The sequence below is a fragment of the Roseibium sp. genome (assembly GCF_965232425.1).
Taxonomy (GTDB): Bacteria; Pseudomonadota; Alphaproteobacteria; order Rhizobiales; family Stappiaceae; genus Roseibium.
On the sequence record NZ_OZ246971.1, the window covers coordinates 2,872,152 to 2,896,228 of the forward strand.

The window sequence follows — 24,077 nt, forward strand, 5'->3', positions numbered from 1 at the left end:
CGCCTCACCGCGTCATGCCATGGCTTGATCATGGCATCCATGCCGATACGTGGGCCGGCGATCAAGGAGAGGCAATGCCATGGATTGCAGGGTCGGGCCCTGCAATGACCTAAGGTTGGGTTACCCCGCAAATGCGGCCGATGCCGTCAGGCGGCCTTCGCGGGCAGGGCGGTTTCCACGAGTTTGACCCAATAGGAACAACCGACCGGAATGAGGTCGTCGTTGAAGTCATATTCGGGATGGTGGAGGCCTGCGGTGTCGCCGTTGCCGGCGAAGATGAACGCACCCGGGCGCTCTTCGAGCATGTAGGAAAAATCCTCACCGCCCATCATCGGCTCGATGCTCCGGTTGACCTTGCCGTCGCCGGCAATGCCTTCCGCGATCTCCGCTGCGAAATCCGTCTGTTCGTCATGGTTCCGCGTCACGGGATAGCCGCGCCGGAACTCGAGCTTGGCGGTTGCGTCGAAGGCCGCCGCGATCGAGGTGACGATGTCGCCCATGCGTTTTTCCGCCAGATCCCGCATGTCCGCGTTCAGGCTGCGGACGGTGCCGCGCAGGACCGCGTCCTGCGGGATCACGTTGAATGCACTGCCGGCATTGAACACGGTGACCGAGACCACGACGGAGTCGAGCGGATTGGCGTTCCGGCTGGCAATGGTCTGAAGCGCCGACACGATCTTGGAGCCGACGACCACCGGATCGACGGTCTGGTGCGGTTTCGCGGCATGACCGCCCTTGCCGGTGACTGTGATCCGGAACTCGTCGGTGGCGGCCATGATAGGGCCCTTGCAGATCGCGAATTCGCCGACCGGCATGCCCGGATAGTTGTGCATGCCGTAGACCTCGTCCATCGGCCAGCGGGTCATCAGGCCATCGTCGATCATGGCCTTGGCGCCTGCGCCGCCCTCTTCGGCGGGCTGGAAGATCACCACAACGGTGCCGTCGAAATTCCGGGTCTCGGACAGATATTTTGCCGCGCCGAGCAGCATGGCGGTATGGCCGTCATGACCGCAGGCGTGCATCTTGCCCTGGACCTTCGAGGCGTAGGGTTTCCCGGTTTCCTCTTCGATCGGCAAGGCGTCCATATCCGCGCGCAGGCCGACGGTCCGCCCAGTGCCGCCATTGCGACCCTTGATCACGCCGACGACGCCGGTCCTGCCGATACCGGTCGTCACCTCGTCCACTCCGAAACTCTCCAGAAGTTCGGCGACCTTTCCGGCGGTCCTGACGGTTTCGTAGAGAACTTCCGGGTTCTCGTGGAAGTCACGGCGCCAGGCCGTGATCTCGTCAGCGAGGTCGGCAAGTCGGTTAACGATGGGCATGGAGGGCTCCTGGGAGAACGGCTGTAAACTCTTTGTGCCGCTAACCTATCGCAAGAACTGCAAAGGGGAAGACCCGAACGGCAAAAACTTCTGTAGATCGTTGTGAGAACAGAATTCTCACGGTGAAATTGCGGTGTGAGCCGTCAGCTTTTTCCAACGCGGTAGACAAAGGTTTTCTTGATTTCATTGTCTTCCAGGGCACCGACGACAGGAACTTCGTAAACGCCAAGTTCCGTGAGGCGGCCGGTCGGCAGATAGGATCTGCCCGGGTCACCGACCAGAACGTCGATGCCGGCATCGATCAGACGGTCCAGAAAACCCGCAACGGCATCCGCCATCTGCCGGTCGTAGAAAACATCTCCGCAGAAAACGACGTCGGCCGAAGGCGTGGCTTGCCGTGTCAGGTCGGTCATATCGAGGTCGAGCTGGACACCGTTCAGCTCGGCATTGAGACGTGCAGCGGCAATGGCGAACGGATCGATATCGACCGCGCGGCACGATTTCGCGCCTGCCATCATCGCCGCAATGCCAACCAGTCCGGAGCCGCAGGCGAAATCGAGTACGGTCTTTCCTGCAACCAGTGACGGTGTGTCCAGAACGTAACGCGCCAGGCCCTGGCCACCTGCCCAGGCGAAAGCCCAAAACGGCGGATCGAGGCCGAGCGCGCCGAGATCCTCTTCCGTCTTCTGCCAGAGTTCCATCGCCTCGTCCGCGACGTAGAGCCTGATTTCCTCCGCATGCGGGACCGGCTTGACCGTGGTTTCCCGGCGTATGAACGCGGCTGGATCCTTGATGCGCGGCATAGGGCTCACCGTTTCAAATGTGCGCCAAACGACTCTCCCCTGGGGGAGAGGGAGCCGAGCCGCGTGCATTCACTGCTTGGGCGCTTGCTCAAGCCGGATCTTTCAATCCGCCCATCTCACAGACGATTTTCCACTCGTCCGCCGTGACCGGCTGAACTGACAGGCGCGTGTTGGCCACCAATGCCATCTTCTCGAGGCGGGGTTCCGCCTTGACATCGGCAAGCGTCACCGGCTTCGGCATGTCGCACACGGCCTTGAAGTCCACGCATTCCCAGCGCGGGTCATCGGTCGTGGTGTCCGGATGAATGTCGCTGCAGACCTCAACGACGCCGACGACTTCCTTGCCGATGTTGGAGTGATAGAAAAACGCCCTGTCACCGATTTCCATCGCGCGCATGTTGTTGCGTGCCTGGTAGTTTCTGATGCCGTCCCACTGTTCGCCGGCATCCCCCTTGGCTTTCTGCTGTTCCCAGGACCATTTGTCCGGTTCGGATTTGATCAACCAGTACTGCACTTAGCTGACCTCCGGGTTCTTGATCACCCAGTTCCACGGGCGGATCTCGACGCTTTCGAACAGACCGGCGACGGCGTAGGGGTCTTCCTGCGAAATGGCGAGGGCTTCGTCCCTGCTCGCGGCTTCGATCACGACAAGGGAGCCGGTCATGTTGCCGTCGTCATCAAGGAACGGACCGGCCGCCTTGAGACCGTCGCCGAGGCCCTTGAGAAAGGCAATGTGATTGTCGCGATTGTCGAGACGTGTTTGCAGGGCACCGGGCTTGTCGGTGCAGATCAGGGCATAAAGCATGGCCGGGGGTTCCTGTTTGAAGTGACTCCTGCGAACCTAGGGCCGAGTTGTCACAAACTCAATGCCGGATTGCGGGTGTCAAAGGCTTTCCGTCTCCGCCTTCAGCGGACGCGCCATCAGGGTGTTGAGCGCGTCGTCTATCGAGAGGTCTTCATCGATCATCCGCGCGACCGTTTCGCAGATCGGAACGTCGATGCCGTGTTTCTGTGCCAGCTTGACCGCAACCCGTGCCGAATAGGCGCCTTCCGCAAGCTTGCAGCCGGCGGAAATCAGCTCCGAGGCCATGAAACCTTCTCCCAGCCTCAGGCCGAATGAAAAATTCCGCGACTGGGTCGACGAGCACGTCAGCACGAGATCGCCGAGGCCCGACAGGCCGGTCAGGGTTTCGCCCTGTGCGCCCATCGCGGTGCCCAGCCGGGTCAATTCGGCAAAGCCCCGCGCGGTCAGCGCTGCCTGGGCACTTGCGCCGAGCTTGCGGCCGACGACGGCCCCGCAGGCGATCGCGAGCACATTCTTCAGCGACCCGCCGATCTGGGCGCCCAGGATATCGATCGAGGCATAGGGCCGGAAACAGGCGGACTGGAGCGCCTCGCACAGGCTGAGGGCGGTTTTGGCCGAGTTCGCGGCCACCGTGACGGCCGTCGGCAGACCGCGGGCGACATCGTCGGCAAAGCTCGGTCCGGACAGGACACCGGGTTCGACACCCGGCAGCTCCTCGTTCATCACACGCGACAGAAGCTTGCCCGAGGTTTGCTCGATGCCCTTGGCGCACAGAACGACCGGACCGGAGACGGCGCCTGTTTTCTTCAGGGCCGCGAGCACACCGCGTGTCGTCTGCGCCGGGGTGACGAGCAAAATGGCGTCCGCGCCCGCTATGTCTTCCAGCGACCCGGTCGCATTGAGATCCTCGTCGAAAGTAATGCCCGGCAGGTAACGCGTGTTCTGCCGGCGCGAGCGGATCGTGGAGACCGTCTCCGGATCCCGCGCCCAGAGCCGGACGTCGCGCCCCGCACGGGCTGCCGTCAGGGCGAGGGCCGTTCCCCAGGCGCCACCGCCGATAACACCGACTGTCCTAATGGCGCCCATCGCTTTGCCTTTCCATGCGCGACCGTAATGTCTCAAGCTGTGCTCCAAACCCTTCGAAGAACCGGGCCTCCTGGGTCACATCGCTTGCGAACAGGTCGATCCAGAACAGGCGGAACCGGATCGGCGGGCCGCCTGCGCTCGGAGAGGATTCGAAATGTTCCCACTCTTGGGCAGCCTTTTCCCGAACGGTCCCGTGAAAATGCCGCCGCCGATGCAATCCATCGAGGCAATCGGGGACATTCTTCAGGATCCGATCCTGGTCGGCGAACGATTCGAGCGCGATATCCAACGAAAGTCCGGTCTCCTCGCAAAATTCCCGGCGGGCCGCCTGCAGGTAGCTTTCTCCCGGATCGAGCGTGCCGCCGGGAACCTGCAAACCGACATGCGGGAAGTCCGGCTCCGAAAAAACGAGCAGGTCCGTGCCGCATGTCAGGTAAACGTAAGCCTTGTGGTAGACGTTCATGCCGCCGGATTCCTTTGCGAGGGACATGCTCCGCGGAGCTTTTCCAAGACCGATCAGTTTTCGAATGTTCGGTCGATGGCGACCGAGCATCCGTTGATCTAACAGGCTCCCTGCACGTGCAAAAGGGCAAGTTTGTGTTCGGGGCAAGAATTCGCGGACCAGCGGAAACGATCAGGCCTTTGCGCCCTTTTTGCCGGCACCCAGGATGCCGGCCCGTTCCGAATCCAGCGGCCACCGGGGGCGGGGTGACAGGTCCATGTCGTCGACGGGACCGGCGCGCAGCCGTTCTATCCCGGCCCAGGCGATCATTGCGGCATTGTCGGTGCACAGCCGCATCGGCGGTGCGACAAACCCGGCGCCAGCCTCCTCGGCAGCAACGGTAAGGGCCTTGCGGATTTCGTGGTTGGCGGCGACACCGCCGGCCACAACGATGACCGGCGCAATGCCGGGATGGCGGGTGCGGAAGAGATCGAGGGCCGATTTCGTGCGTGCGGCGAGGACATCCGCGACAGCCTGCTGGAATGCGGCGCACAGGTCGGCAACCGTCTGATCGTCCACCGGTTCGAGTTTCTTGGCCTGGGTGCGCAGCGCGGTTTTCAAGCCGGCAAAGGACATGTCCAGGCCAGGCCTGTCGAGCAGCGGGCGCGGCAGGCGAAAGCGGCCGGCATCGCCTCTTGCGGCCATTTTTTCGACATGCGGGCCGCCCGGATAGGGAAGGCCAAGCAGCTTGGCGGTCTTGTCGAAGGCCTCGCCGATGGCATCGTCGATCGTCGTCCCGAGCCGCACATAGTCGCCGACACCGCGCACCAGCAGAAACTGGCTGTGGCCGCCGGAGACAAGCAAAAGCAGAAACGGAAAATCCAGGTCATCCGTCAGACGTGCCGTGAGCGCGTGGCCTTCGAGGTGGTTGACGCCGATCAGTGTCTTGCCCGCGGCCATCGCGATTGCCTTGGCCGTCATGAAGCCGACGATCACACCACCGATCAAACCGGGGCCGGCCGTTGCCGCGACCGCGTCTATGTCGTCCCAGTCGCAGCCGGCTTCGCGCATCGCTTCGGCGACAATCCTGTCCAGGATCTCGATATGCGCGCGCGCGGCGATTTCAGGCACGACACCACCGAACTCCGTGTGCTCATCGATCTGCGAGCGAATGGTGTTGGACAGGATCTCCCTTGCCGCCGGCCCGCGGACGACGGCGGCGGCGGTCTCGTCGCAGCTGGTTTCAATGCCCAGGACGGTCAGATTGGTCGCATTGCTATTTGAATTGACTGAAGTCATTGGTTTAGTGATCACGGCCTGTGCTAGGGTCCTGACCTTATGACAGGAGCGGAATTTCATCCCGCGTCCAGCCGATTTCTGCCGGGCGTAACATCTGGACGGTTAACCTTGCAATCAAATCCTTTACGAATCGGAACCCGGGGCAGTGCGCTTGCGCTGGCACAGGCACATGAAACCAGAGACCGGCTCAAGGCCGCGCACGGGCTTGGGGAAGACGCTTTCGAAATCGTGGTGATCAAGACATCGGGCGACCGCATTCAGGACAGGCCGCTGTCCGAAGTGGGCGGCAAGGGGCTGTTCACCAAGGAGATCGAGGAAGCCCTGCTCGACAAGCGCATCGATATCGCCGTGCATTCTTCCAAGGACATGCCGACGGTTCTGCCGGATGGCCTTGCCCTGACGGCCTTCCTCCCGCGCGAGGATGTCCGGGATGCGTTTCTCTCTCCCAAGGCGACGTCGCTCGAGGGGCTGCCGCACGGCGCGGTGGTCGGTTCAAGCTCGCTGCGCCGGCAGGCGATGATCAAGCGGCTGAGACCCGACATCGACGTGGTGATGTATCGCGGCAATCTGCAGACCCGATTGAAGAAACTCGCGGATGGCGCCGTTGATGCGACGCTTCTTGCGGCCGCCGGTCTGAAGCGGCTCGGGCTTGAGGCCGAGATCACCAGCATGCTTGGGATCGATGACTTCCTGCCCGCGGTCGGACAGGGCGCGATCTGCATCGAAAGCCGGGAAGACGACACGGCAACACTCGACAAACTCGCTCCCATCCACGATCCGGAAACGCAGATCCGCCTTGATGCCGAGCGCGCCTTTCTCGGGGTTCTCGACGGATCGTGCCGGACGCCCATCGGGGGGCTCGCAACCATTGCGGACAGAACCCTCAGGTTCAGGGGTATCGTGCTGAAGCCGGACGGCAGCGCATACCACGAGGCCGAGGAAGACGGACCGGTGGAAAACGCGGTCTCCATAGGTGTTTCGGTCGGCGAGGCCCTCAAGGAGCGCATGGGGCCGGGCTTCCTGTCAGGTTGATGAAGGCATGCGTTTCCTGGTGACACGGCCGCAACCGGAGTGCAAACGGACTGCCGACCTGATCCGCGCAGCCGGCCATGGTGCCGACGAGGCTCCGCTTCTGGAATTCCAGGCAGTGGCACCGGCTCAACTGGACCTGACGGCCGTTTCCGCGCTGATCTTCACCAGCCGCAGGGCGCTGGATGCCCTTGCCGGACACCGGCAACTGGAGCTGCTGCGAGACCTGCCCGTCTTCACTGTCGGCGATGCGACGGCGGCCGCGTGCCGCGAGGCCGGGTTCAAACGGGTCCTTTCGGCTTCCGGCGACGTATCGTCGCTCGGTGAGCTTGTCGTCTCAAAACGCCGGACGATTGAGGGCGGCAAGGTTCTCTATCCAGCCGCACGGGACCGGAGCAGTGATATCGAGGCTATTCTGCGCGAATACGGCATCGACTGCGAAACCGTGGTCGTCTACCGGATGGCGGCTGCCGGAGCGCTTGCCGATGACGTCCGCACCCGCTTGTGCGACGGCGGCTACGACGGGGTGCTGATTTATTCGCGGCGGACGGCGGAGACATTCTTGCAGCTGCTCGGTTCAGGCTGTCCCGACCCTGTTTTTTCCGGGTTACGTGCCTTTGCGATCTCGCAACAGGCGACAGAGCCCTTATCTGGGTATATGCGTGTTGAAGCGGCTGACGAACCGAGTGAAAAGGCATTATTGGAACTGGTCTTAGGAGCGTGTTAACCAGATCCGGGGGAGTCGTTGTTTTGCAGCGCGAAAAAGTCTGTGCCGAGGCAGTTCCGCTTCGTCATCAGGTGTGTATAGTGTGACCGGAAGGTTCAGGAGGAGAGCAGATGGCGACGGACAAAAAATCTTCTGGCGGTGCATCCTCATCAGGCGGAAGCGGATCCGGTTCTGCAGACAAACCCGGCAGCGGCGACAAGCCGTCCACAGCCTCTGGAGCCGGCGCGAAGCGTCCGGTAACGATCGATCTCAAGGCCGAAAAAGTGAATGAGAAGGCCGGCAGCGCGGGCGCGGGTTCTCCATCGTCGGGCATTCCCAAAACCGGTGCCACCGCGTCGGCTGACCCGAAACCGGCAGACAGCAAACAGGACAGCACGAGACCAACGGGCGCGAAACCGGCTGCCACTGGTACAAGTGCGCCGACCGGCAGCAAAACCGCGGCCGGAACCGCTGCAGCGGCAGCGGCGGGGACATCGTCTTCCGCAAAGACACCGGGTGCCGGCACATCTGCGCAATCCGGCACAGCCAAGTCTACCCCGACATCCTCGACCACGCCGCGCACCGCCAAGACCGGCGCTGGCGCAACGTCCGCCTCCGCCTCGTCCGGTGCGAGCGCATCGTCAAGGTCGACGTCAACCGCGTCCTCTTCCGCAAAACCCTCCGGGTCGTCTTTCTCAACCCCGCCGGAACCTGAGGAAAGCGGCGGCGTCGGCGCGTTCGGCGTTCTGATTGCAGCCGTGATCGGCGGTATCATCGTGCTCGGCGGCGGCTTCGGTCTTCACCAGGCCGGGATCCTGAAGCTCACGCCGGAACAGGACCAGCAGGTCACCAGTGCCCTGTCTGCCGCGGAACAAAAAATCGCTGATCTTGAGCGGAAGCTCGGCGAACTCGGCACGGCCGCGACGGACCCGTCCGCCGGCCAGGCGCTCACAGCGCTTGAATCCAAGGTGTCCGCGCTGGAAAGTTCACTTGAAAGCACCGCCTCCTCCGCAGCGTCGGATGTGACGCCGGCAATCGAGGCCCTGAAACAGGATTTCGAAAGCCTGCGCAGTGAAGTCGCGTCTGCAGGCGGCGCGGCAAGCGGGGCGGCGTCAGTCGATCTGAAACCGCTGGAAAGCAGGCTGGATGCCCTGGAAAGTTCGACCGGGCAGCAGGCCTCCGTCGATCTGAGCCCCCTGGAAAACCGCCTTTCCAAGCTTGAAACCGAAGCAGCGGCCACCACAGGCGAAGCCGACAAGCTGACGGGGTCGGTCTCCGGGCTCGAAACGGAACTGGGCGGCCTGAAAACACAATTCGCGGATGTCGAAAACCGTCTCCAGAACGCGGAGGCCACGGCGAAGGCGGCGCAGACCGCCGTCTCGACATCGGACGTTTCCCTGAAGACCCTTGCGGACAGCCAGGCCCGCGCAACGGAGACGCTGTCCAGTCTGTCATCCGACATCAGTTCCGTCGGTGCGGCCAACACGGCGGCCCTGGAAAGCATCCGGGCGGAACTGGACGCGCTGTCGAAAAGGCTGCAGCAGGTCGAAGGCACCATGGGGGACGCGACCGCCCGCGAAGTTGCCGCGCGCGCCCTGTCCGTCTCGGCGCTCAAGTCGGCGGTCGATTCAGGCCGTCCCTACGAAACCGAACTCGCGGCGGTCAAGGCCGGACTGCCGGCGGATATCGACGTCAAGGCATTGGAGGCACATGCCAAGACCGGGGTTGAACCGGTGTCGGTGCTGATTGCCCAGTTCCCGCCGGTTGCCCGGAATATCTACCAGACCTTCTCGGAACCGGATCACTCCGACGACGTTCTCGACAGCCTGCTTGCAAGCGCCAGGTCCATCGTCGCCGTGCGCGGTCCGGGCGATGCGGACGGCACGGGACCCGAGGCGGCCTTGCGGCGGATGGAAAATGCTGTTTCCAATGGGAACCTTTCCGGGGCGATTGCCGCGTATCAGGACCTTCCCGACGCCGCGAAGGCGGCCGGAAGCGCGTGGGTCGCCCGTGCCGAGGCCCGTGTCCAGGTGGACGGGCTGACGGAAAAGGCTTCACAGGAAGTGCTCAATGCGCTTGCTGCGAAGGACAGTTAAGCGGCGGCCGGGTTCCGGCCGTCCATGCCGTAGTTGTTTTGAGCCGGAGTCGCCCGGCGACGCTTGGGAGCGAGCTTTATGATCCGCGTCTTTTTGTTCTTTCTCCTGCTGTTTGCCCTGGCCGCCGGTTTCGCCTGGTTGGCGGATGTGCCCGGGACCATTTCCATCAGCTGGAACGGATATGTCTGGGAACAGCCGCCGGTCGTCGTCGCCCTCGTTGCCGGTGTCGCGCTCATTGCCTTTCTGCTCGTCGTCTGGGTGATCCGGACAATCCTGCAGTCGCCGGCGATCGCCGGCCGATTTTTCCGCCGCCGCCGCAAGGACAAGGGTTATACGGCGCTGTCCCACGGCCTGATCGCGCTCGGAACAGGCAACGCGAAGCTTGCGCGGCGCTACGGACTGGATGCGGACAAGCTGCTGCCGGAAGAGCCTGCGGCCAAGCTTTTGCTGGCCCAGACCGCGCAGCTCGCCGGCAAGGACGACGAGGCGCGCCAGCGGTTCGAGGCGATGCTGGATGAACCGGAGACAAAGGCGCTCGGCCTTCACGGCCTCTTCGTCGAGGCGGAACGCCAGGGAGAACCGGTTGCCGCCCGCCATTATGCGGAAGAAGCGGCCCGGACGTCGCCGGGCCTGGAGTGGGCCGGCAAGGCCGTTCTCGGCTACCAGGCCGTCGCCCATCACTGGGACGAAGCGCTCAAGACGCTGGAAAGCAATTATGCCGCCAAGCTTGTCGACAAGAAGAGCTACCGCCGTCAGCGAGCCGTCATCCTGACAGCGCTGGCGCAGAAACTCGAAGGCGGCGAACCGGAGCGGGCGTTCTCGCTGGCCAAGGAAGCCCACGGCCTGGCGCTCGACCTCGTGCCCGCCGCCGTTCTGACCTCGCGTCTGGCGACGCGCCGCGGCGATATCCGCAAGGCGGCGAAGGTGCTGGAAGCCACCTGGCGCCTGTCACCCCATCCGGAGCTCGCGGAGACCTATGCGCATGTGCGCACCGGTGACTCGGCGGTCGACAGGCTGAAACGGGTGAAGTCCCTGTCGGCACAGCGCACCAACACGCCGGAAGGTGCATTGGCGATTGCGCGGGCGGCCATCGAGGCGCGGGAATTCGAAGATGCGCGGGCGCAGCTGAAAAAGCTTCTGCAGTCCGAACCGACACGGTCCGCCTTCCTGCTCATGGCCGAAGTCGAGGAAGCCGAACATGGCGACCGGGGCCGCATGCGGGACTGGCTGGCGCGCGCGCTCAAGGCACCTCAGGACAAGGCCTGGGTGGCGGACGGGATTGTTTCCGCGGAATGGCAGCCGGTTTCACCGGTGACCGGCAAACTGGACGCCTTCCAGTGGACGTCTCCCGGCAGCGCGATCGAGGAAGAGGGCGATCTCATCGAGGACAGCCTTTTCGAAGCGCCCGTGCTTCCGGCGGCAGTCGCGGCGGCCGATCCGGCTCCCGCGCAGTCCCCAGAGCCGGTTCCGGCAGCAGACGATGCCACCGAAGAGGTGGCGGCTGCCGATGCGCCGAAGACCGTGGAACTCAAGGCGGAGCCCGTTGCCACCGCAGCCGCGGCAGCTCCGGAAACCGACGGGTCGGCACCGTCCACCCCTACAGCAGATGCAACCGCAAAGCACGGTTTCGAAGGCACGACGGACGACGTTCGCTACAGTCCTTCCCTGAGCAACCTGCCCGATGCCGCACCGAAGGCGGAGGCGGCCAGCAGCCCGGAAACCAAGGAAACTGTGAAGCCGGCCGAGGCAAAGGCAGGGTCCAAATCAGAGCCGTCTGCAAAATCCGGCGAAGACGCCGATACCGTCAAGGCGGATGCGGATAAGGGCGACGACGACAAGAGTGGTGCCGGCAAAGGCGCGGACAAGAAAGACGCCCCTGTAGAAGCGGAAGCGGGCAGCTCAAAGCCGGACGGCGACAAAAAGGCGGAGGCCGCCGCATCGGAAACGCCCGAGGAAAGCAACGGTCCCATCCAGTTCCCGCTGAAGCGCATGCCCGACGACCCCGGCACCGAAGAGGACGACAAGGACAAGGCCGACAAGGCCGCGCGGCCGCGTTTCTTCAACTGAGGTTCCGGTTGTTCGCGCCCCGTCAGAGGGGCGTGACCAGCGACCTTTGAAAACAATTTCGGCTGTCCTGCCGGGAACCTGCCATATGCCTCTTGCATCTGGCCTCAAGCTCCGGTAATTAGCGGCCCACTCGATCATGATCGAGCCCGCGCGCACCACGCGCGCCCTTCCCGCCACCGGGAAACGCCGCTGTAGCTCAGTTGGTAGAGCACGTCATTCGTAATGATGGGGTCGTAGGTTCGAGTCCTATCAGCGGCACCATGTTTTCCTGCGCTACTTGAGCGCGGATTTGCTCTAGGTTTTACTTCCAGCCTGCACCACTCAGTTTGAACTGATTGTCTGCCTTGCCGTTTCAGGGCGAGACGCCCTATCGTTTGGTACGCCTCCGGCACAATGCCGCCAAATGAAAAAGGCGGCCCCGAAGGACCGCCTCTTGACCCGTTTTTCCGGATCTGCCTCAGGCAGCTTTCTTCCTGCGCCAACCCGCAAGGCCGAGGATACCAAGACCCCCGGCAAGAAGCGGCAGTGCTGCCGGTATGGGGACTGCCGTCAACCGGATGTCATAGGTGGCTGCGCCGCTCGGGTTGTTGTCCGGTCCGTTCTGAACCGAGAATGTGTAAGGCGTGCCTGCCATCGCCTTGAAGATGAGCGATGTGCCCATGTTGTCCGCTTCGGACAGGATGTTGGTCTGAAACATCCTGCTGTCGGAGGTGTCCGACAATTCCAGAACGAATTCGGACCTGTTTCCGGTGCTGCCCTCCTGGACGAAACCGCCATCGACCGTCTTCGTGCCGTTCTTGACGGAAATCGGACCGAATATGAACTCGACGATAAAGTTCGACGTGGCGCTGAAGGAAAATACGTCGGTGGCACCGACAATCCGGCCATGAAGATCGATCTGACGGTATTCCGACGTGCCGAAACCCAATGCTCCAAGATTGGACCCCAGGGGGCTGGACGAGGCATCACCCAGTTTTTGCGTGCCGTCGACAAGATCCCGCGAGCCTTCGGTGTAGCCCATGGTCAGGGCGTGCGCCGGTCCGGCCAGGACCATCGCCACAAGCGTGGTTCCGATGAATTTCTTGAACATCTAAAATATCCCTCTCGCACACGATGAAAACGCTGTTGCATCTGCGCTCAGAGATGTTGTGTGCAAGGACCCTGAAGCGCCGGCACCCTTGCTGTAACAAGTGGTTGCCCTCGTTCCGTGGCAACATCGGTGCCATCTCAAAAGGGTGGTCTGGTGGAGCGAAGGCGGCGGAATTGGTCTGGTTATGCAAAGTTCATGTTTCAGAATGCGAACCGGGCTGCATTTTGAAAACGCTTTCCATCCCACCGCCGGATGGGGCCATGTTGACCATCAGTCGATGAGCGGCGGGGCGTTCAAAAGCGACGCTTGTTTGAGAGCCTTTTGTGCCGATATCAATCCAGCTTCATCTCGGAGGCTGCCACAGAGTTGGAGGCCGCCTGTGCGCGCTGCCATGCTCTGGCCAGTTCGTCCCACCACTCCGGCTTGGGATCGATCCCTTGCCAGACGCCGTCGTTCGCTGCGAACAGTTTCATGTCACGAACGTCCCGCTTGCCGGCAAGCTCCCGATAAACCCTGTCGCTTTCCATTATTTTGAACACGTGAAACCGCTTGATAGCTGCGACCGCATCTCGCTCCCTGTTAAAATTGTGCCGTGCAACGAGATGACCGGACGCATCGATTTCCCTGAATTCGTCCGGTGTCGGATTGTTTCGCTCGGCGTATAGCGCGACGAAGTAAAGCCCGAGGGATGAGCTTCCATTGGGTTTCAGACGGTTCAACCTTGTTATGAGTTCCTGCATCGTTGCCCCGGCGTTGAGGCTGTTGTCGGCCGGTGTCCTTGGAATCGCCGGTAAAGCTGCCAGCTGCGTCAATTCCTGCCGATAAAAAATACTGAGCGGAGCATGGGTCCTCATGAAGAGATAAACGGACTGACCTTGCATTTTTGCAACAAACATTCGCGAGATACTGTTCCACAACGGTCCAATACAATCCCACGGCACGCAGGTTTCGTGCAGATTCATTTTGTGGATTGCGTTGCCCAGAACCGTATTTTCAAGGGTCGTGCAATTCCGTTTTTCGCGGGCGTACAGACTGACGGCTATGCCTCCGGTCCAGAGCGCGAATGGCCGACCGGGAGCGATGACCGAAAGATGTTCCGAATACCGCTCAGCCAATTCCTGATATTCAGGATTGGTTCTGGACTTGGCGCTGCGCGGATTCTCCTGGATGAAGCGCCACTGCGTATTGATGCCGGCAACAAGCAAATCCCACATCTTGCTGATCGCACTGTCTTGGACCCTGGGGGGGAATTCGGCCGAAAACGCTTCCTTTTTGCTTGCCAGCAAGCTTTGCTCGGGTGCTTGGTCGTTCGGGTAGTCTGGCATGCCGGCTCCTTGCTTGACCCGCCCAATTTGGTCACATCGAGACAATGACCTGTCAATGCGGATATCCGGTGTAGCTTACACTTTAGCCGGCTAGCTGCTGCCAACGGACGTACCCAAGCGACCCACCGGTCTGGTAAACACTCACTCGCTGTCGGATTGTGATCAAGGAAATTCTGCCCTTGGGAACGTTTGCAGCGATGCCCCGCGCGTGCTTTGCGATGGCGGCCCGCATTTGGCTGGTTCTGGAGGCAGCGGGCAATGGTGTGTTTACGCCAGAACTTTTGCCTTTGCTCAAACGGCGTCGCGATCTTGAAACGCGGGCCGATCGTCCGACGGCACGAAACCAGTTAACCCATCATCTTCCGGCGGCGGGCCTGCATGCGCTCGTTGGCTTCCGCGGTGCCGTCGTGGAAGGAGCCGAACCACTTGTCCCAGGGGATCTCCAGGCTGCCGTAATTGCACTCGAAATAGCGGTGATGCATCTGGTGATGGAAAGTTCCGAGCGAGAGGCGGTTCCTGTCGTTGATCAGGAGCCCCTGGAAGCCGGTATGGGTCGTGATCGCGGTCAGGAAATAATACTGGAGGTGGAACAGGATATGCACTGGATGAGCGCCGATCAGAAAGTGGATGAACACCGATCCGAGAAAGATGGCCTGTTCCACCGGGTGCATGGACATGCCGGACCAGGGACCGACATTGATGTTGCGGTGGTGCAGGGAATGGACGTGCCGGTAGAGAAACGGCACGTGAAGCAGCCGGTGGATGAGGTAGAAATAGAAGCTCTCCCAGACGGGGATCAGGAAGAAGATCGCAACGAACCAGACCGGATCGGCCTCGAAGGTGATCAGTTTCATGTCACCGTTGGCCAGCGCCCAGAAGCAGATTGCTTCGAAGGCCGTCCAGATCAGGACGCCGCTTCCGAGCGTCCAGACCATGTTGTCGCGCACCTGCCCGCCAAGTGTGAACTGCCTGCCGTCGATCATCAGCGGGCGCGGGTCGAACTTCAGTTTCCGGCCCTGTGCCGAAAATGTATAGAACCAGAGATGCAGCGATCCGGCGACGATCAGGGTCAGCAGGATGTTGCGCATGTAGATCTGCGCGATCCAGCCGGGTTCAAGCGTCCTCATGTCTTCAAGAGGCGGCTGAAACCAGACATAGCAGGCGAAGGCTATGCCGACGATGATCAGCTTCTCGGTGATCAGGAACCACGAATTCCAGAGCCATTTCACCATCTCGACCGGGTTCAACGGCCATGTGAAAAAGGGTGAGGTCTTCAGCGGCACGTCAGGCAGATAGTTCCATCCCTTCAACTTGTCATCCGGCATGACGTCCCGCTCCGTTCGGTTGAAGAGAGAGTGGCACACAGCACGCGTGGTGCCAAACGGATTGACAGGACAGCATTGACCGGCCCGCCGGGTCCCTGCGTCACCTGTTTGAAATTCCCACGGCATTTCAACGATGTGATGCCGGCAGCAGGCGGGCCGTGCGCAGACCGCACCTGTTTCCATTCCGCTTGACGGCCCGGTACGACTCTCTAGTCTGCTCAAGATTGTGCCCTAACGTCAGGATTGGTTGTCCATGAATGAAATGTCTCATGCCGATATGGAAGTGATGCGCGAGGTCGTCGTTGAGGCGGCAAACAGTCTGAGCGCGCGGGTGCTCAACAACACCCACCTTAAGTGGCGTCCCGGGTCAAAGGCCAAATACAAGGAGATGCTCAAGGCGGCAAAACAGTCGCTTGGCGGCGAACTGGATGCGTTCGAGGAAAAACACGGCCGCACGGAGCCGTCCAAATCGACCTGGAGCGGCGCGCGTCCGACTACGGCACGCGGACCCGTGACCGCCGGTGGGCACAGGGGGGCGAGTTTCGTCAAGGCGGAGCCGCGGCGCGGACCGGCTTCCGGCATACAGATGGGAACCCATCGCGCGAAACAGGGCGGTTTCTGGAAGGCCTTCAAAAAAGGCGGCGATGGTATGGCCAAGACCTCGGTCCGCGAGCTGATCATGACCGGCATCGAGGAGAGCATCACGCTTGCCATGACGGACAGCAGCAAGTTCGATCCGACCTTTGAGACCGGATATAACGGTGAACCGTCGCCGGTCCAGCAGGAAATCATCACCGAAATTACGCAGATCCTCAAATCGGGTGGGATTCTGGATGCCGTGGCTGTGGAGGGCGGTGCCGAGATTGCCACCGAAATACTCGGATGCATGCCGCTCCTGGGTGCTATCACCAACCTCGGCAAGGGCGCCACCAACGGCATCAAGGGCGCGATGCGCTGGTATGATGCCAACAAGGTCGGAAAGGTGAGCGCAAAACTGATTGCACCGGGTCAGCCGATGCAGTCGGTTGATGCCGTCCAGCGGCTCATTGAGCGCAAGCGCACGCAGTACATGATCATGTCGGGTACCAATCTGACGGCCGGCGGCGCCCAGACGGCCGGGCTCTTTGTCGACCTCGGCGCGGCTACCGGGCCCGCGATTGGCATCAGCAAGGCGGCAGTCACTCTGATCCAGGTGTTGTTCCTGGTGATCCGTGACTACCGGGAATACACCAAGGCCAACAAACTGCTGCGCCAGAGGGTATTCGACAACGAAACGATCCTGGAAGCGGCACCGATCCTCGGTACCTATCTGATCACCGAGGCCGAGACCAGCACACTTCTTGCCATGATGGCCAATGGCCAGCTTGAAGGGCAGTGGATGGATCGCGTCGAAAAGGAACGGCGGCGCCTGGAATACCTCTATGAACAGGCCAATCGCTGTCAGCGCGAGGCTCCGTTCATTCTTGTCGGATACACGAGAACCGGATCGCGCTTCAAGGGTGAGCATTTCCTGGATCAGCGCATTCACAAGGCCCCACAGAGGATCATGTGGGAAATCGATCTGATGCTGCGCCGTGATCCGTCCGCGCTGAAGTCCTCATCAGGACGCGCACATGCCTTGAAGGAAAAACTGAAATCGGCTTTCAAGAGATAGCGTCTTACCTTGAATTGGCCTGCCTTCACCGGTCTGGCTGACCCCTTCCGGGTGCGCAGACAGCTTCGCAGTCGTGGGGGGCCATAAAGGACGGGCGGCGTTCGGGTGCGGCACGCGGTTTTCCCGGTTTCCCGCTAAAAAGGCCTCAGCCCCTGTTCTTCATTTCCAGGGCGACCTCGGTCGTGATCTGCTTGCCGGCGTAGCCCCACGAACCGCTGCGGATTTCCTGTATGCGCACGGAGGTGCCGGCCCTTATCGTCTGGCCGGCGACACCTGCAAAGGCGTCTGTTACATCCTCGATGATCCGTCTTTTCTCTTCGTCGGAAAAGACGCCCTCCACTACCTGAATTTCGATTGACGGCATGTGAGCCTCCCGGTCTTGGTCGGAGGCCGACAGTATGATGACCTGCTGTCCTGTTCGGCAATCAAAAGAAGGAATAATCGTCGAATATGATCGGGCCGTCCTGACCGAGCTCGAAAATCGGCGTGCCGGGCTGGTCCTCCTGGCCTCCGGATTGTCCGGGCTTGTGGGGCGACTGGTTGATGGTCTCTATCGGGATCCAGGTGGTGTGGCCCCCTTCTGCAGCAGACCGTCCGGGACCATGAATCGGCGGGCTCATGGTTTCGATCGGGATCCAGTCGTCGTGGTCGCCTGCGCTGCTCGTCGGCTGCTCGCGGAACTGGAACGTGTCCTGATCCGACGGCGCGTCCGCGTTGGAACCGCTCACCTGATGAGACGTTATGAAAGGCGGGTTTTTCAGTACTTCCATGTCCTTGTTCCTCGTATCCGGGCACCTTGTGCCGTTGCGATCTGCAAGGACGATAGAAGCGTGAGCGGCGCGGGGCTGTGATCCAGATTACGTTACGTACGCTCTGTAATCGTGCTGCGCCGTGCGGGTCTGTTCCCTAGGCCCGGACTGTCAACCCAGGGCCACGAGCACGCGCCCGCCTGCCACTTTCACCGGATAGGTTTTCAGGTCGATGCTGACCGGCGCAGACAGCGCTTCTCCGGTGCGGATGTCGAAGCGGCCGCCATGGAGCGGGCACTCGATGATGCAGTCCATCACGAGGCCTTCCTCGAGGCTTTCTTCCTCGTGCGTGCACATCAGGTCCGTTGCGAAGAAGCCCTTGTCGGTGTTGTAGATCGCGTAGCGGTGGCCGTCGTGGTGCCAGGCGATGAGGTCGTTTTCGTCGATATCGTCCGTGGCGCAGGCGTCAACCCAGGTCGTCATCGGATCTCCTTGTCAAATGAGTCTCGAGTCGCAACGGGCTGGAGGTCGCAAGGCAGACGTACAAGCGGGGTGCGAGGAACGAACGTTCTCACATCGTGCGCTCGGCGATGCGGCGCACCGGTCCGCCTTCGGTGATCATGTGCGGCGCCTGGCGTATGCTCATGGCTTTTGTCGACAGGCCCATGGAGCGGCGCAGTGCGACCAGAAACACCTCCCAGTTGGTCCGGAAAAAGCCCGGATCCGGTTCCGGCAACTGGTTCCTGACCGCTTCCGACAAGGCCGGCAGGCCGTGGAATGGAACCTGCGGGTAGAGATGATGCTCAACGTGATTGTTCATGTTCATGTAGAGGAAATTCGCGACCGGGCTGCCGCGGAACGAGCGCGTGCTTTCCAGGATCGACGGCGCGTTTTCCTGAAGTTCGACGTGCTGGATAAGCGTGAACAGCAACATGACCGGCGCGCCGAGAATGCGTGGAACAACCAGCAGCCAGACGGGCCACCAGATCCCGAAAAAAGGAGCCGCGAGGATCGCCGCATAGATCGCCAGCATGATCCGGGCGTTGCGGGTCATTTTGGGAAACTCGCTTTCCGGTGCCACGGAGACCATCACCGGCGTGTAGCGCCTGAGCGCAAGACCGAGAAACACCGACAGATGGAAACGCAACAGCGCAAAACCGGTAATCTCCGCCATCCAGCCACCGAAGCCCATCGGCGTGTCGAAGGGCATCTGGCTGTCCTTGCCGACATGCCAGGTATGGGTGTGGTGGTTGGTGTGCGTGTAGCGCCGGTGCAGCGGCTCTTCCATGTAGATCAGCGACGTGACCCACAGCACAGCTTCGTTCAGCCACCTTGTGCGGAACGCGGTCCCGTGAGCCGTTTCGTGGCTTATCGCGTAGCTTGGAACGCTTAGCAGGATCCCGTGCACGAGCATGGCAGGCCACATCCAGACCGTGCCGACAGACCACCAGACGAGAGAACCGGTGATCAGCAGGCCGAAGCCCCACTGGGCCAGATAGACGAGACCGGGCCGGTCGGACCGGGCCGCGATGGCCTTCAGGGTTTTCTTGTCGAGTTTCACACCTGAAGAGGCGGCGTTTGTCGGAACGTAGTCGGGCATTCTTCAGCTCGCGTAGTCGGATTTCTCGTCGTCGAGAATGGCCTTCAGTTCGTTGAGATGCTGATCGGCCTGTCCCGGATAGTCTTCCAGTTCCTGTGCCGTCTTTTCGGCGACGTCGTGCGGCATGATGCGCAGCGGCTGGCCGGTCTGCAGGGCACGGATATAGGTTTCCGCGGCGCGTTCGAAATAGTAGAGGCGGTTGAACGTATCGGCGACCGTGTCGCCGATGACCAGGACGCCGTGATTGCCCATGATCATGGTCTTGACCTTGGGGTCGGTCAGCAGGGAGGCGCACCGCGCACCTTCATCTTCGAAGGCGAGACCGCCATAACCTTCGTCGACCACCTGACGGCCGTAAAATGTCGCCGCATTCTGGTCGAGCGGGGGCAGGGTGCTGTCTTTCAGGCAGGCAAGCACCGTCGCATGGATTGAATGCACATGCATGACGCAGCGGGCATGCGGGCAAAGCCTGTGAATGGAGCCGTGCAGGCCCCAGGCGGTCGGATCGGGCGCATTGGGCGCTTCCATCGTCTCCGGGTCGTTCGCGTCCAGAAGCAAAAGGTCGGACGCCTTGATGCGGCTGAAATGCTGCTGGTTGGCGTTCATCAGGAACTGCGTTCCGTCGTCGTTGACGGCCAGGCTGAAGTGGTTCGCGACGGCTTCATGCAGGTTCAGCCGGGCCGTCCAGCGAAACGCGGCCGCCATGTCCACGCGTTCCTGCCAGTGGCTCATATTCGCGTTTTCTGCGAGCTTCAACATTCACCCTCTCCTTCACAAGTTTTCCGATCCTCGCAGGGCCGGCCGCTGCTGACAAACAAACATTTCAAGGCTATGACATTAACAAAATTAATGCATGGGTTATGCATCTTATGTCTCAGTCGAACCTGCCTCCCCTGACCTGGCTGCGCGCCTTCGAAGCGTCCGCGCGTCACCTGAGTTTCACGCGGGCCGCGGCGGAACTCAACCTGACCCAGTCGGCGGTCAGCCAGCATGTGCGCAGCCTCGAGGCTTTTCTGGGGCGGGATCTGTTCGTGCGCAAGACGCGTGCGCTCGAACTGACGGAAGACGGTGCCAACTACCTGCCCAGTCTTCGCGAGGCCTTCGACCTGATTGCCACGAGCACACAGGCGTTCGTCGGGGCGGACAGGGGCGCGAACCTGACCCTTCAGTGCAACATGGCGTTTTCCGTGTTCTGGCTCGCGCCGCGTCTGAAGCGTCTCTATGCGCAGCACCCCTGGCTGGTCCTGAACATCGTGACGCCGATCTGGGATCCGGAACGGCATGCTGCTTCCGCGACGGTCGAAATCCGTTTCGGCCGTCCCGAGGAAATGTCTGCGGCAGCCGAGTGCCTTGCGACTGACCGGTGTTTTCCGGTCTGTTCGCCGGATTATCAGAATGGCCGGCCGGACCTTGGCTCGGCAACCCTCTTCGATTGTGCGGGCACAACGGCGACCTGGAGCACCTGGTTCAAATCGCAGGGGCAGGACTTCGACCGGGAGGGCGACGTCAACCTGTCGTCGACCTACGTGATCGCGATTACCGCCGCGACGCGGGGGGCAGGGATGTCCATGGCGCACAACACGCTTGCCGGCGATTTGCTGGAAGCCGGGGTCCTGGTCAGCCCCTTTGCCCATTCGGCGCCGCTGGCCGAAGCCTATTTCCTGTTTCCGCCAGCGTCACATGCGGTGACGCCCGCCTCCGAGGCTTTCCTGGACTGGATCAACGCGGAATTTCAACAGACGCGGCCTTGAGACCTGCCGGCCGGACCGGGGCGCATCGGATCTGCCGTCTTTTCAATTGCTTGCCTGACAACCCAGGCGAAGAGAAAGCCAATTTGGCTCTAAATTTAATCTAGTTTGGCCGTGCATCTTCACGAATACGGTTACATTGTTTCTGGATAGCTCGATCTCTTTGTTGATTTCGCTTCGCTCAGTTGATTCAATGGAAGAATCAGTAAGTCTCCCCAGTTTGTTACGGTTTCGCTGTTCGAAAGCATGGAGAGCGGTTTGGGCAAATCGGCCAAAATTGAATTTTTACGACGCGTGTTACCATTAAGCCTTGGCGTGCTGGCCATTGTGGGCAGCTTCTACTTCATGTCGCCGCTCAGCTCTCTGGTCTGTCTGCTCGCGTCTGGCGGCATCTACGCTGCCCTGCCGCGTCCCACAGCGCCGTCCGGGGCGATCAGACCGGTTTCGAGGCCGTCGATACAGACGCTGGATGCCATCGGTTTCGGGATTGGAATTGTGTTCTTCCCGATCGCACTTCTTGGAATGGCAAACACATCGGGTGCGCTTGCGCTCCTCTCCCTGTCGGTACTTCTGCCCGCCGGCATGGCTTTCCTGTTCTTCGCCGTGGCCGTACGACAGGAAACCTCCTGGGTCCGGTTCTTCGGAAACGGCTTCGAATTCACCCAGTTCGGCCGGCGCGCGCGGGTTCCTTACGAGGAACTGAAGAAGATCGAGGTTCGCCTCTGGGAAGCCTCCGGCTGGGTCGCGTGGTTCCAGTCGACAATCGGCTCCATCGGACACAAGAAAGCCGTGCTCCTGAACGGAGCCGAAAGCACCAAGACGCTGGTATTCCAGCATCCTGTGACCGGCACCTTCACGATTTCATCCGAACTCATTCCCGATCTGCAGAGGATCCTCATCGGCATGGACCGGGCCGGCATCGACTTGCCGGAGGGCATCAGCGAGTGGCAGCGCAAGAAGATCCGAAGGCGGCGCGAGCGCATGTATGGCGGACCTGAGCCAGAGGGACCCAAGACCGAACAGGTGGAAGTCGCGCGCATCGCCGCCCTGATCGAACACGCACGTCGTCAGGCAACGCCCTGACGTCCGGCCGGGCAGTCACCTCCGGCGGGCGCTCAGCCGGACACCCAGTCAGGTTTTCTTTTTTCGAAAAATGCGGAGATACCCTCGCGGGCGGCCGGGGTTTCCCAGGTATCGGCGAGACGCCGGATCGTATCCTCGATGACCTCATCGGTGATCACCGGGCCGAGTGACCTGGCAAGTGCCTTGGAGGCGGCGACCGCTGCCGGGGCAGCGCCCAGATACGGCTTGATTTCCCTTTCGACGGCGGCCTGCAGTCCGGCCTCGTCGGTCACATTCGAAACCAGATCGAGCGCCCTTGCTTCTTCCGCGGAAAAGATCCGCGCCGACATGAAAACGCGCCGGGCCTTGCCTTCGCCCATGCGGGCAAGGACATAGGGGCTGATGGTGGCCGGGATCAGACCAAGCCGCACCTCGGTCAGGCCGAAACGCGCCATCTCGACGGCAACCACCGTGTCACAGACGCTCATCAGGCCGACGCCGCCGCCAAACGCCTGTCCCTGAACGCGTCCGATCAGGGGTTTGGGCAATTCATTCAGCGCTTTCAGCATCATGGCAAGCTTGCGCGCTTCAGCCATGCGGGTTGTCCTGTCCGCCTCGAACTGCTCACGCATCCAGGACAGATCGCCACCGGCGCAGAAGCTGTCGCCCGCGCCGGTCAGAACGACGGCTCGAATGTCATCCGCCGAAGCGAGCTGAGCGGCGGCCTCTGTTAGGTCGGCAATCATCTGTGCGGACATTGAATTGTGTTTGTCCGGACGGTTAAGCGTCAGGGTTGCGACGCCGCGATCATCCTGCGCAATCGATAGGGTTTCAAAGGTCATGGCTCGACGCTCCTCAGGCTGCGCGCATAGTCCGCGACGGCCTCCAGCCGATCGGATCTGATACCTGTTTCAAAACCCTTCTCCTCGACGAGCGCGATCACGGCTTCGGTCGCGACATTGCCCTTGGCGCCCGGCGCATAGGGGCAGCCGCCGAGACCCGCAATCGCGCTGTCGAAGACGCGCACGCCGCGCTCAAGGCTGACGTCGATGTTGGCAAGCGCCAGGCCCTTGGTGTCGTGGTAATGACCTGCCAACCGGTCGGCCGGTACGGCCGCCAGGACAGCGTCGAGCATTTTTCCGATCGTCTCCGGGGTGCCCGCACCGATCGTGTCGCCGAGGGAAATCTCGTAGCAGCCGAGTTCGAGCAGCTGGCCGGCAACGTCCGCGACCTTCTCCGGTGGTGTCGGTCCGTCATAGGGGCAATCGGTAACGCAGGAGACGTAGCCGCGCACGGGCATCGCGTCCTGCTCGGCTTTCTTGAGCAGAGGTTTGAACCGTTCGATGCTTTCGGCAACCGAGCAGTTGATGTTCTTCCTTGAAAAGCCTTCCGATGCCGATCCGAAGATCGCAACCTCGTCGGCTGATGCCTTGCGGGCGGCCGTGTAGCCTTTCACGTTGGGGGTCAGGACGGAGTAGACCACGGCCGGATGCCGGTAGATCCCGTCCATGACGTCCTGCGCATCGGCCATTTGCGGCACCCATTTGGGACTGACGAAGCTGGTGACTTCAATCTTGCGGAAGCCGCAGTCCGACAGGCGATCGACCAGTTCGATCTTGCGTTCGGTCGGGACGAACCGCTTTTCGTTCTGCAGCCCGTCGCGCGGACCCATTTCGAAGATTGTGACGAATTCGGGCATGTTGGTGCTCATTTGGGAGAAAAGATTTTGGCAGGTTGTCTTTCCAGACTTGTCGTCCCGGCCGAGTGCAGCGAGAGCCGGGAACCAGTAAACCTCGGCCTTTGTAATGGCTGCAAGACATAGTGAGTGCTGGATCCCTGCCTGCGCAGGAATGACAATTGAAGGTTGTT

24 protein-coding genes and 1 tRNA gene are annotated in these 24,077 nt (G+C 61.5%); 8 read left to right on the forward strand and 17 right to left on the reverse strand.

Translation table 11 applies throughout. The features are described from left to right. Positions 1-146 precede the first annotated feature (146 nt). The 7 genes from ACO08A_RS13230 to tsaD all read right to left on the reverse strand — a co-directional run bounded on the left by ACO08A_RS13230 (position 147) and on the right by tsaD (position 5,757). Entirely contained in the window at positions 147-1,322 is a 1,176-nt protein-coding gene (locus ACO08A_RS13230) for a M20 aminoacylase family protein (protein WP_421980018.1), read from the reverse strand. A gap of 143 nt (positions 1,323-1,465) precedes the next feature. Then, a complete protein-coding gene (locus tag ACO08A_RS13235; RefSeq protein ID WP_422041488.1) occupies positions 1,466-2,125 on the reverse strand; it encodes a class I SAM-dependent methyltransferase in 660 nt (219 codons plus the stop codon). An 88-nt stretch (positions 2,126-2,213) separates the two neighbouring features. After that, positions 2,214-2,639, reverse strand: coding sequence for an EVE domain-containing protein (locus tag ACO08A_RS13240; protein ID WP_421980016.1), 426 nt, complete (start codon positions 2,637-2,639; stop codon positions 2,214-2,216). Continuing rightward, positions 2,640-2,930 (reverse strand): YciI-like protein, encoded by a 291-nt coding sequence (locus ACO08A_RS13245; RefSeq protein ID WP_422041489.1) that lies wholly within the window; start codon positions 2,928-2,930, stop codon positions 2,640-2,642. It abuts the gene before it with no gap. Positions 2,931-3,008: 78 nt separating this feature from the next. Beyond that, the gene (locus ACO08A_RS13250) at positions 3,009-4,016 is read right to left on the reverse strand and encodes an NAD(P)H-dependent glycerol-3-phosphate dehydrogenase (RefSeq protein ID WP_422041490.1); all 1,008 of its coding nucleotides are present in this window, start codon (positions 4,014-4,016) and stop codon (positions 3,009-3,011) included. Next, positions 4,003-4,506, reverse strand: coding sequence for an NUDIX hydrolase (locus ACO08A_RS13255; protein ID WP_422041491.1), 504 nt, complete (start codon positions 4,504-4,506; stop codon positions 4,003-4,005). The genes ACO08A_RS13250 and ACO08A_RS13255 overlap by 14 nt, the downstream gene beginning before the upstream one ends. Before the next feature lie 144 nt (positions 4,507-4,650). Next, the gene (gene tsaD, locus ACO08A_RS13260; RefSeq protein ID WP_422041492.1) at positions 4,651-5,757 is read right to left on the reverse strand and encodes a tRNA (adenosine(37)-N6)-threonylcarbamoyltransferase complex transferase subunit TsaD; all 1,107 of its coding nucleotides are present in this window, start codon (positions 5,755-5,757) and stop codon (positions 4,651-4,653) included. Between the two features lie 108 nt (positions 5,758-5,865). On the opposite strand from tsaD, the gene hemC reads away from it, so the two are divergent. The 5 genes from hemC to ACO08A_RS13285 all read left to right on the forward strand — a co-directional run bounded on the left by hemC (position 5,866) and on the right by ACO08A_RS13285 (position 11,916). Continuing rightward, complete coding sequence (hemC, locus tag ACO08A_RS13265) at positions 5,866-6,789, forward strand: hydroxymethylbilane synthase (RefSeq protein WP_422041493.1); 924 nt, start codon at positions 5,866-5,868, stop codon at positions 6,787-6,789. 7 nt (positions 6,790-6,796) lie between these two features. Then, positions 6,797-7,513 carry a uroporphyrinogen-III synthase gene (locus ACO08A_RS13270; protein ID WP_422041494.1) on the forward strand — a complete coding sequence of 239 codons (717 nt, stop codon included), beginning with the start codon at positions 6,797-6,799 and terminating at the stop codon, positions 7,511-7,513. 110 nt (positions 7,514-7,623) lie between these two features. After that, entirely contained in the window at positions 7,624-9,588 is a 1,965-nt protein-coding gene (locus tag ACO08A_RS13275) for a hypothetical protein (RefSeq protein WP_422041495.1), read from the forward strand. 78 nt (positions 9,589-9,666) lie between these two features. Continuing rightward, complete coding sequence (locus ACO08A_RS13280) at positions 9,667-11,655, forward strand: heme biosynthesis protein HemY (protein ID WP_422041496.1); 1,989 nt, start codon at positions 9,667-9,669, stop codon at positions 11,653-11,655. Between the two features lie 185 nt (positions 11,656-11,840). Beyond that, a tRNA-Thr gene (locus ACO08A_RS13285) sits at positions 11,841-11,916 on the forward strand. 196 nt (positions 11,917-12,112) lie between these two features. Here the strand turns inward: ACO08A_RS13285 and ACO08A_RS13290 are convergent. The 3 genes from ACO08A_RS13290 to ACO08A_RS13300 all read right to left on the reverse strand — a co-directional run bounded on the left by ACO08A_RS13290 (position 12,113) and on the right by ACO08A_RS13300 (position 15,395). Beyond that, complete coding sequence (locus tag ACO08A_RS13290; RefSeq protein ID WP_422041497.1) at positions 12,113-12,745, reverse strand: hypothetical protein; 633 nt, start codon at positions 12,743-12,745, stop codon at positions 12,113-12,115. Between the two features lie 332 nt (positions 12,746-13,077). Further along, positions 13,078-14,070 carry a hypothetical protein gene (locus ACO08A_RS13295; protein WP_422041498.1) on the reverse strand — a complete coding sequence of 331 codons (993 nt, stop codon included), beginning with the start codon at positions 14,068-14,070 and terminating at the stop codon, positions 13,078-13,080. 347 nt (positions 14,071-14,417) lie between these two features. Beyond that, positions 14,418-15,395, reverse strand: a complete 978-nt coding sequence (locus tag ACO08A_RS13300; protein ID WP_422041499.1) for a sterol desaturase family protein — start codon at positions 15,393-15,395, stop codon at positions 14,418-14,420. Positions 15,396-15,648: 253 nt separating this feature from the next. On the opposite strand from ACO08A_RS13300, the gene ACO08A_RS13305 reads away from it, so the two are divergent. Beyond that, a complete protein-coding gene (locus ACO08A_RS13305) occupies positions 15,649-17,049 on the forward strand; it encodes a hypothetical protein (protein WP_422041500.1) in 1,401 nt (466 codons plus the stop codon). Between the two features lie 145 nt (positions 17,050-17,194). On the opposite strand, the gene ACO08A_RS13310 is transcribed toward ACO08A_RS13305, so the two are convergent. From ACO08A_RS13310 to ACO08A_RS13330, 5 genes are all read right to left on the reverse strand, one after another. Further along, entirely contained in the window at positions 17,195-17,413 is a 219-nt protein-coding gene (locus ACO08A_RS13310) for a tautomerase family protein (RefSeq protein ID WP_422041501.1), read from the reverse strand. A 61-nt stretch (positions 17,414-17,474) separates the two neighbouring features. Then, positions 17,475-17,819 carry a hypothetical protein gene (locus tag ACO08A_RS13315; protein WP_422041502.1) on the reverse strand — a complete coding sequence of 115 codons (345 nt, stop codon included), beginning with the start codon at positions 17,817-17,819 and terminating at the stop codon, positions 17,475-17,477. A 150-nt stretch (positions 17,820-17,969) separates the two neighbouring features. Further along, positions 17,970-18,281, reverse strand: a complete 312-nt coding sequence (locus tag ACO08A_RS13320) for a non-heme iron oxygenase ferredoxin subunit (RefSeq protein WP_422041503.1) — start codon at positions 18,279-18,281, stop codon at positions 17,970-17,972. Between the two features lie 88 nt (positions 18,282-18,369). Beyond that, positions 18,370-19,398, reverse strand: a complete 1,029-nt coding sequence (locus ACO08A_RS13325; protein ID WP_422041504.1) for a fatty acid desaturase — start codon at positions 19,396-19,398, stop codon at positions 18,370-18,372. Between the two features lie 3 nt (positions 19,399-19,401). Beyond that, complete coding sequence (locus tag ACO08A_RS13330; protein ID WP_422041505.1) at positions 19,402-20,157, reverse strand: class II aldolase and adducin N-terminal domain-containing protein; 756 nt, start codon at positions 20,155-20,157, stop codon at positions 19,402-19,404. A 110-nt stretch (positions 20,158-20,267) separates the two neighbouring features. Here ACO08A_RS13330 and ACO08A_RS13335 point away from each other — a divergent pair, with 110 nt between their 5' ends. Continuing rightward, positions 20,268-21,149 (forward strand): LysR family transcriptional regulator, encoded by an 882-nt coding sequence (locus ACO08A_RS13335; RefSeq protein ID WP_422041506.1) that lies wholly within the window; start codon positions 20,268-20,270, stop codon positions 21,147-21,149. 312 nt (positions 21,150-21,461) lie between these two features. Continuing rightward, positions 21,462-22,229 carry a hypothetical protein gene (locus ACO08A_RS13340; protein ID WP_421979996.1) on the forward strand — a complete coding sequence of 256 codons (768 nt, stop codon included), beginning with the start codon at positions 21,462-21,464 and terminating at the stop codon, positions 22,227-22,229. Between the two features lie 32 nt (positions 22,230-22,261). On the opposite strand, the gene ACO08A_RS13345 is transcribed toward ACO08A_RS13340, so the two are convergent. Together ACO08A_RS13345 and ACO08A_RS13350 are read right to left on the reverse strand one after the other, a co-directional pair. Next, the gene (locus ACO08A_RS13345) at positions 22,262-23,050 is read right to left on the reverse strand and encodes a crotonase/enoyl-CoA hydratase family protein (RefSeq protein ID WP_422041507.1); all 789 of its coding nucleotides are present in this window, start codon (positions 23,048-23,050) and stop codon (positions 22,262-22,264) included. Next, complete coding sequence (locus tag ACO08A_RS13350; protein WP_422041508.1) at positions 23,047-23,907, reverse strand: hydroxymethylglutaryl-CoA lyase; 861 nt, start codon at positions 23,905-23,907, stop codon at positions 23,047-23,049. Before ACO08A_RS13350 ends, ACO08A_RS13345 begins: the two co-directional genes overlap by 4 nt. Positions 23,908-24,077: the final 170 nt, after the last annotated feature.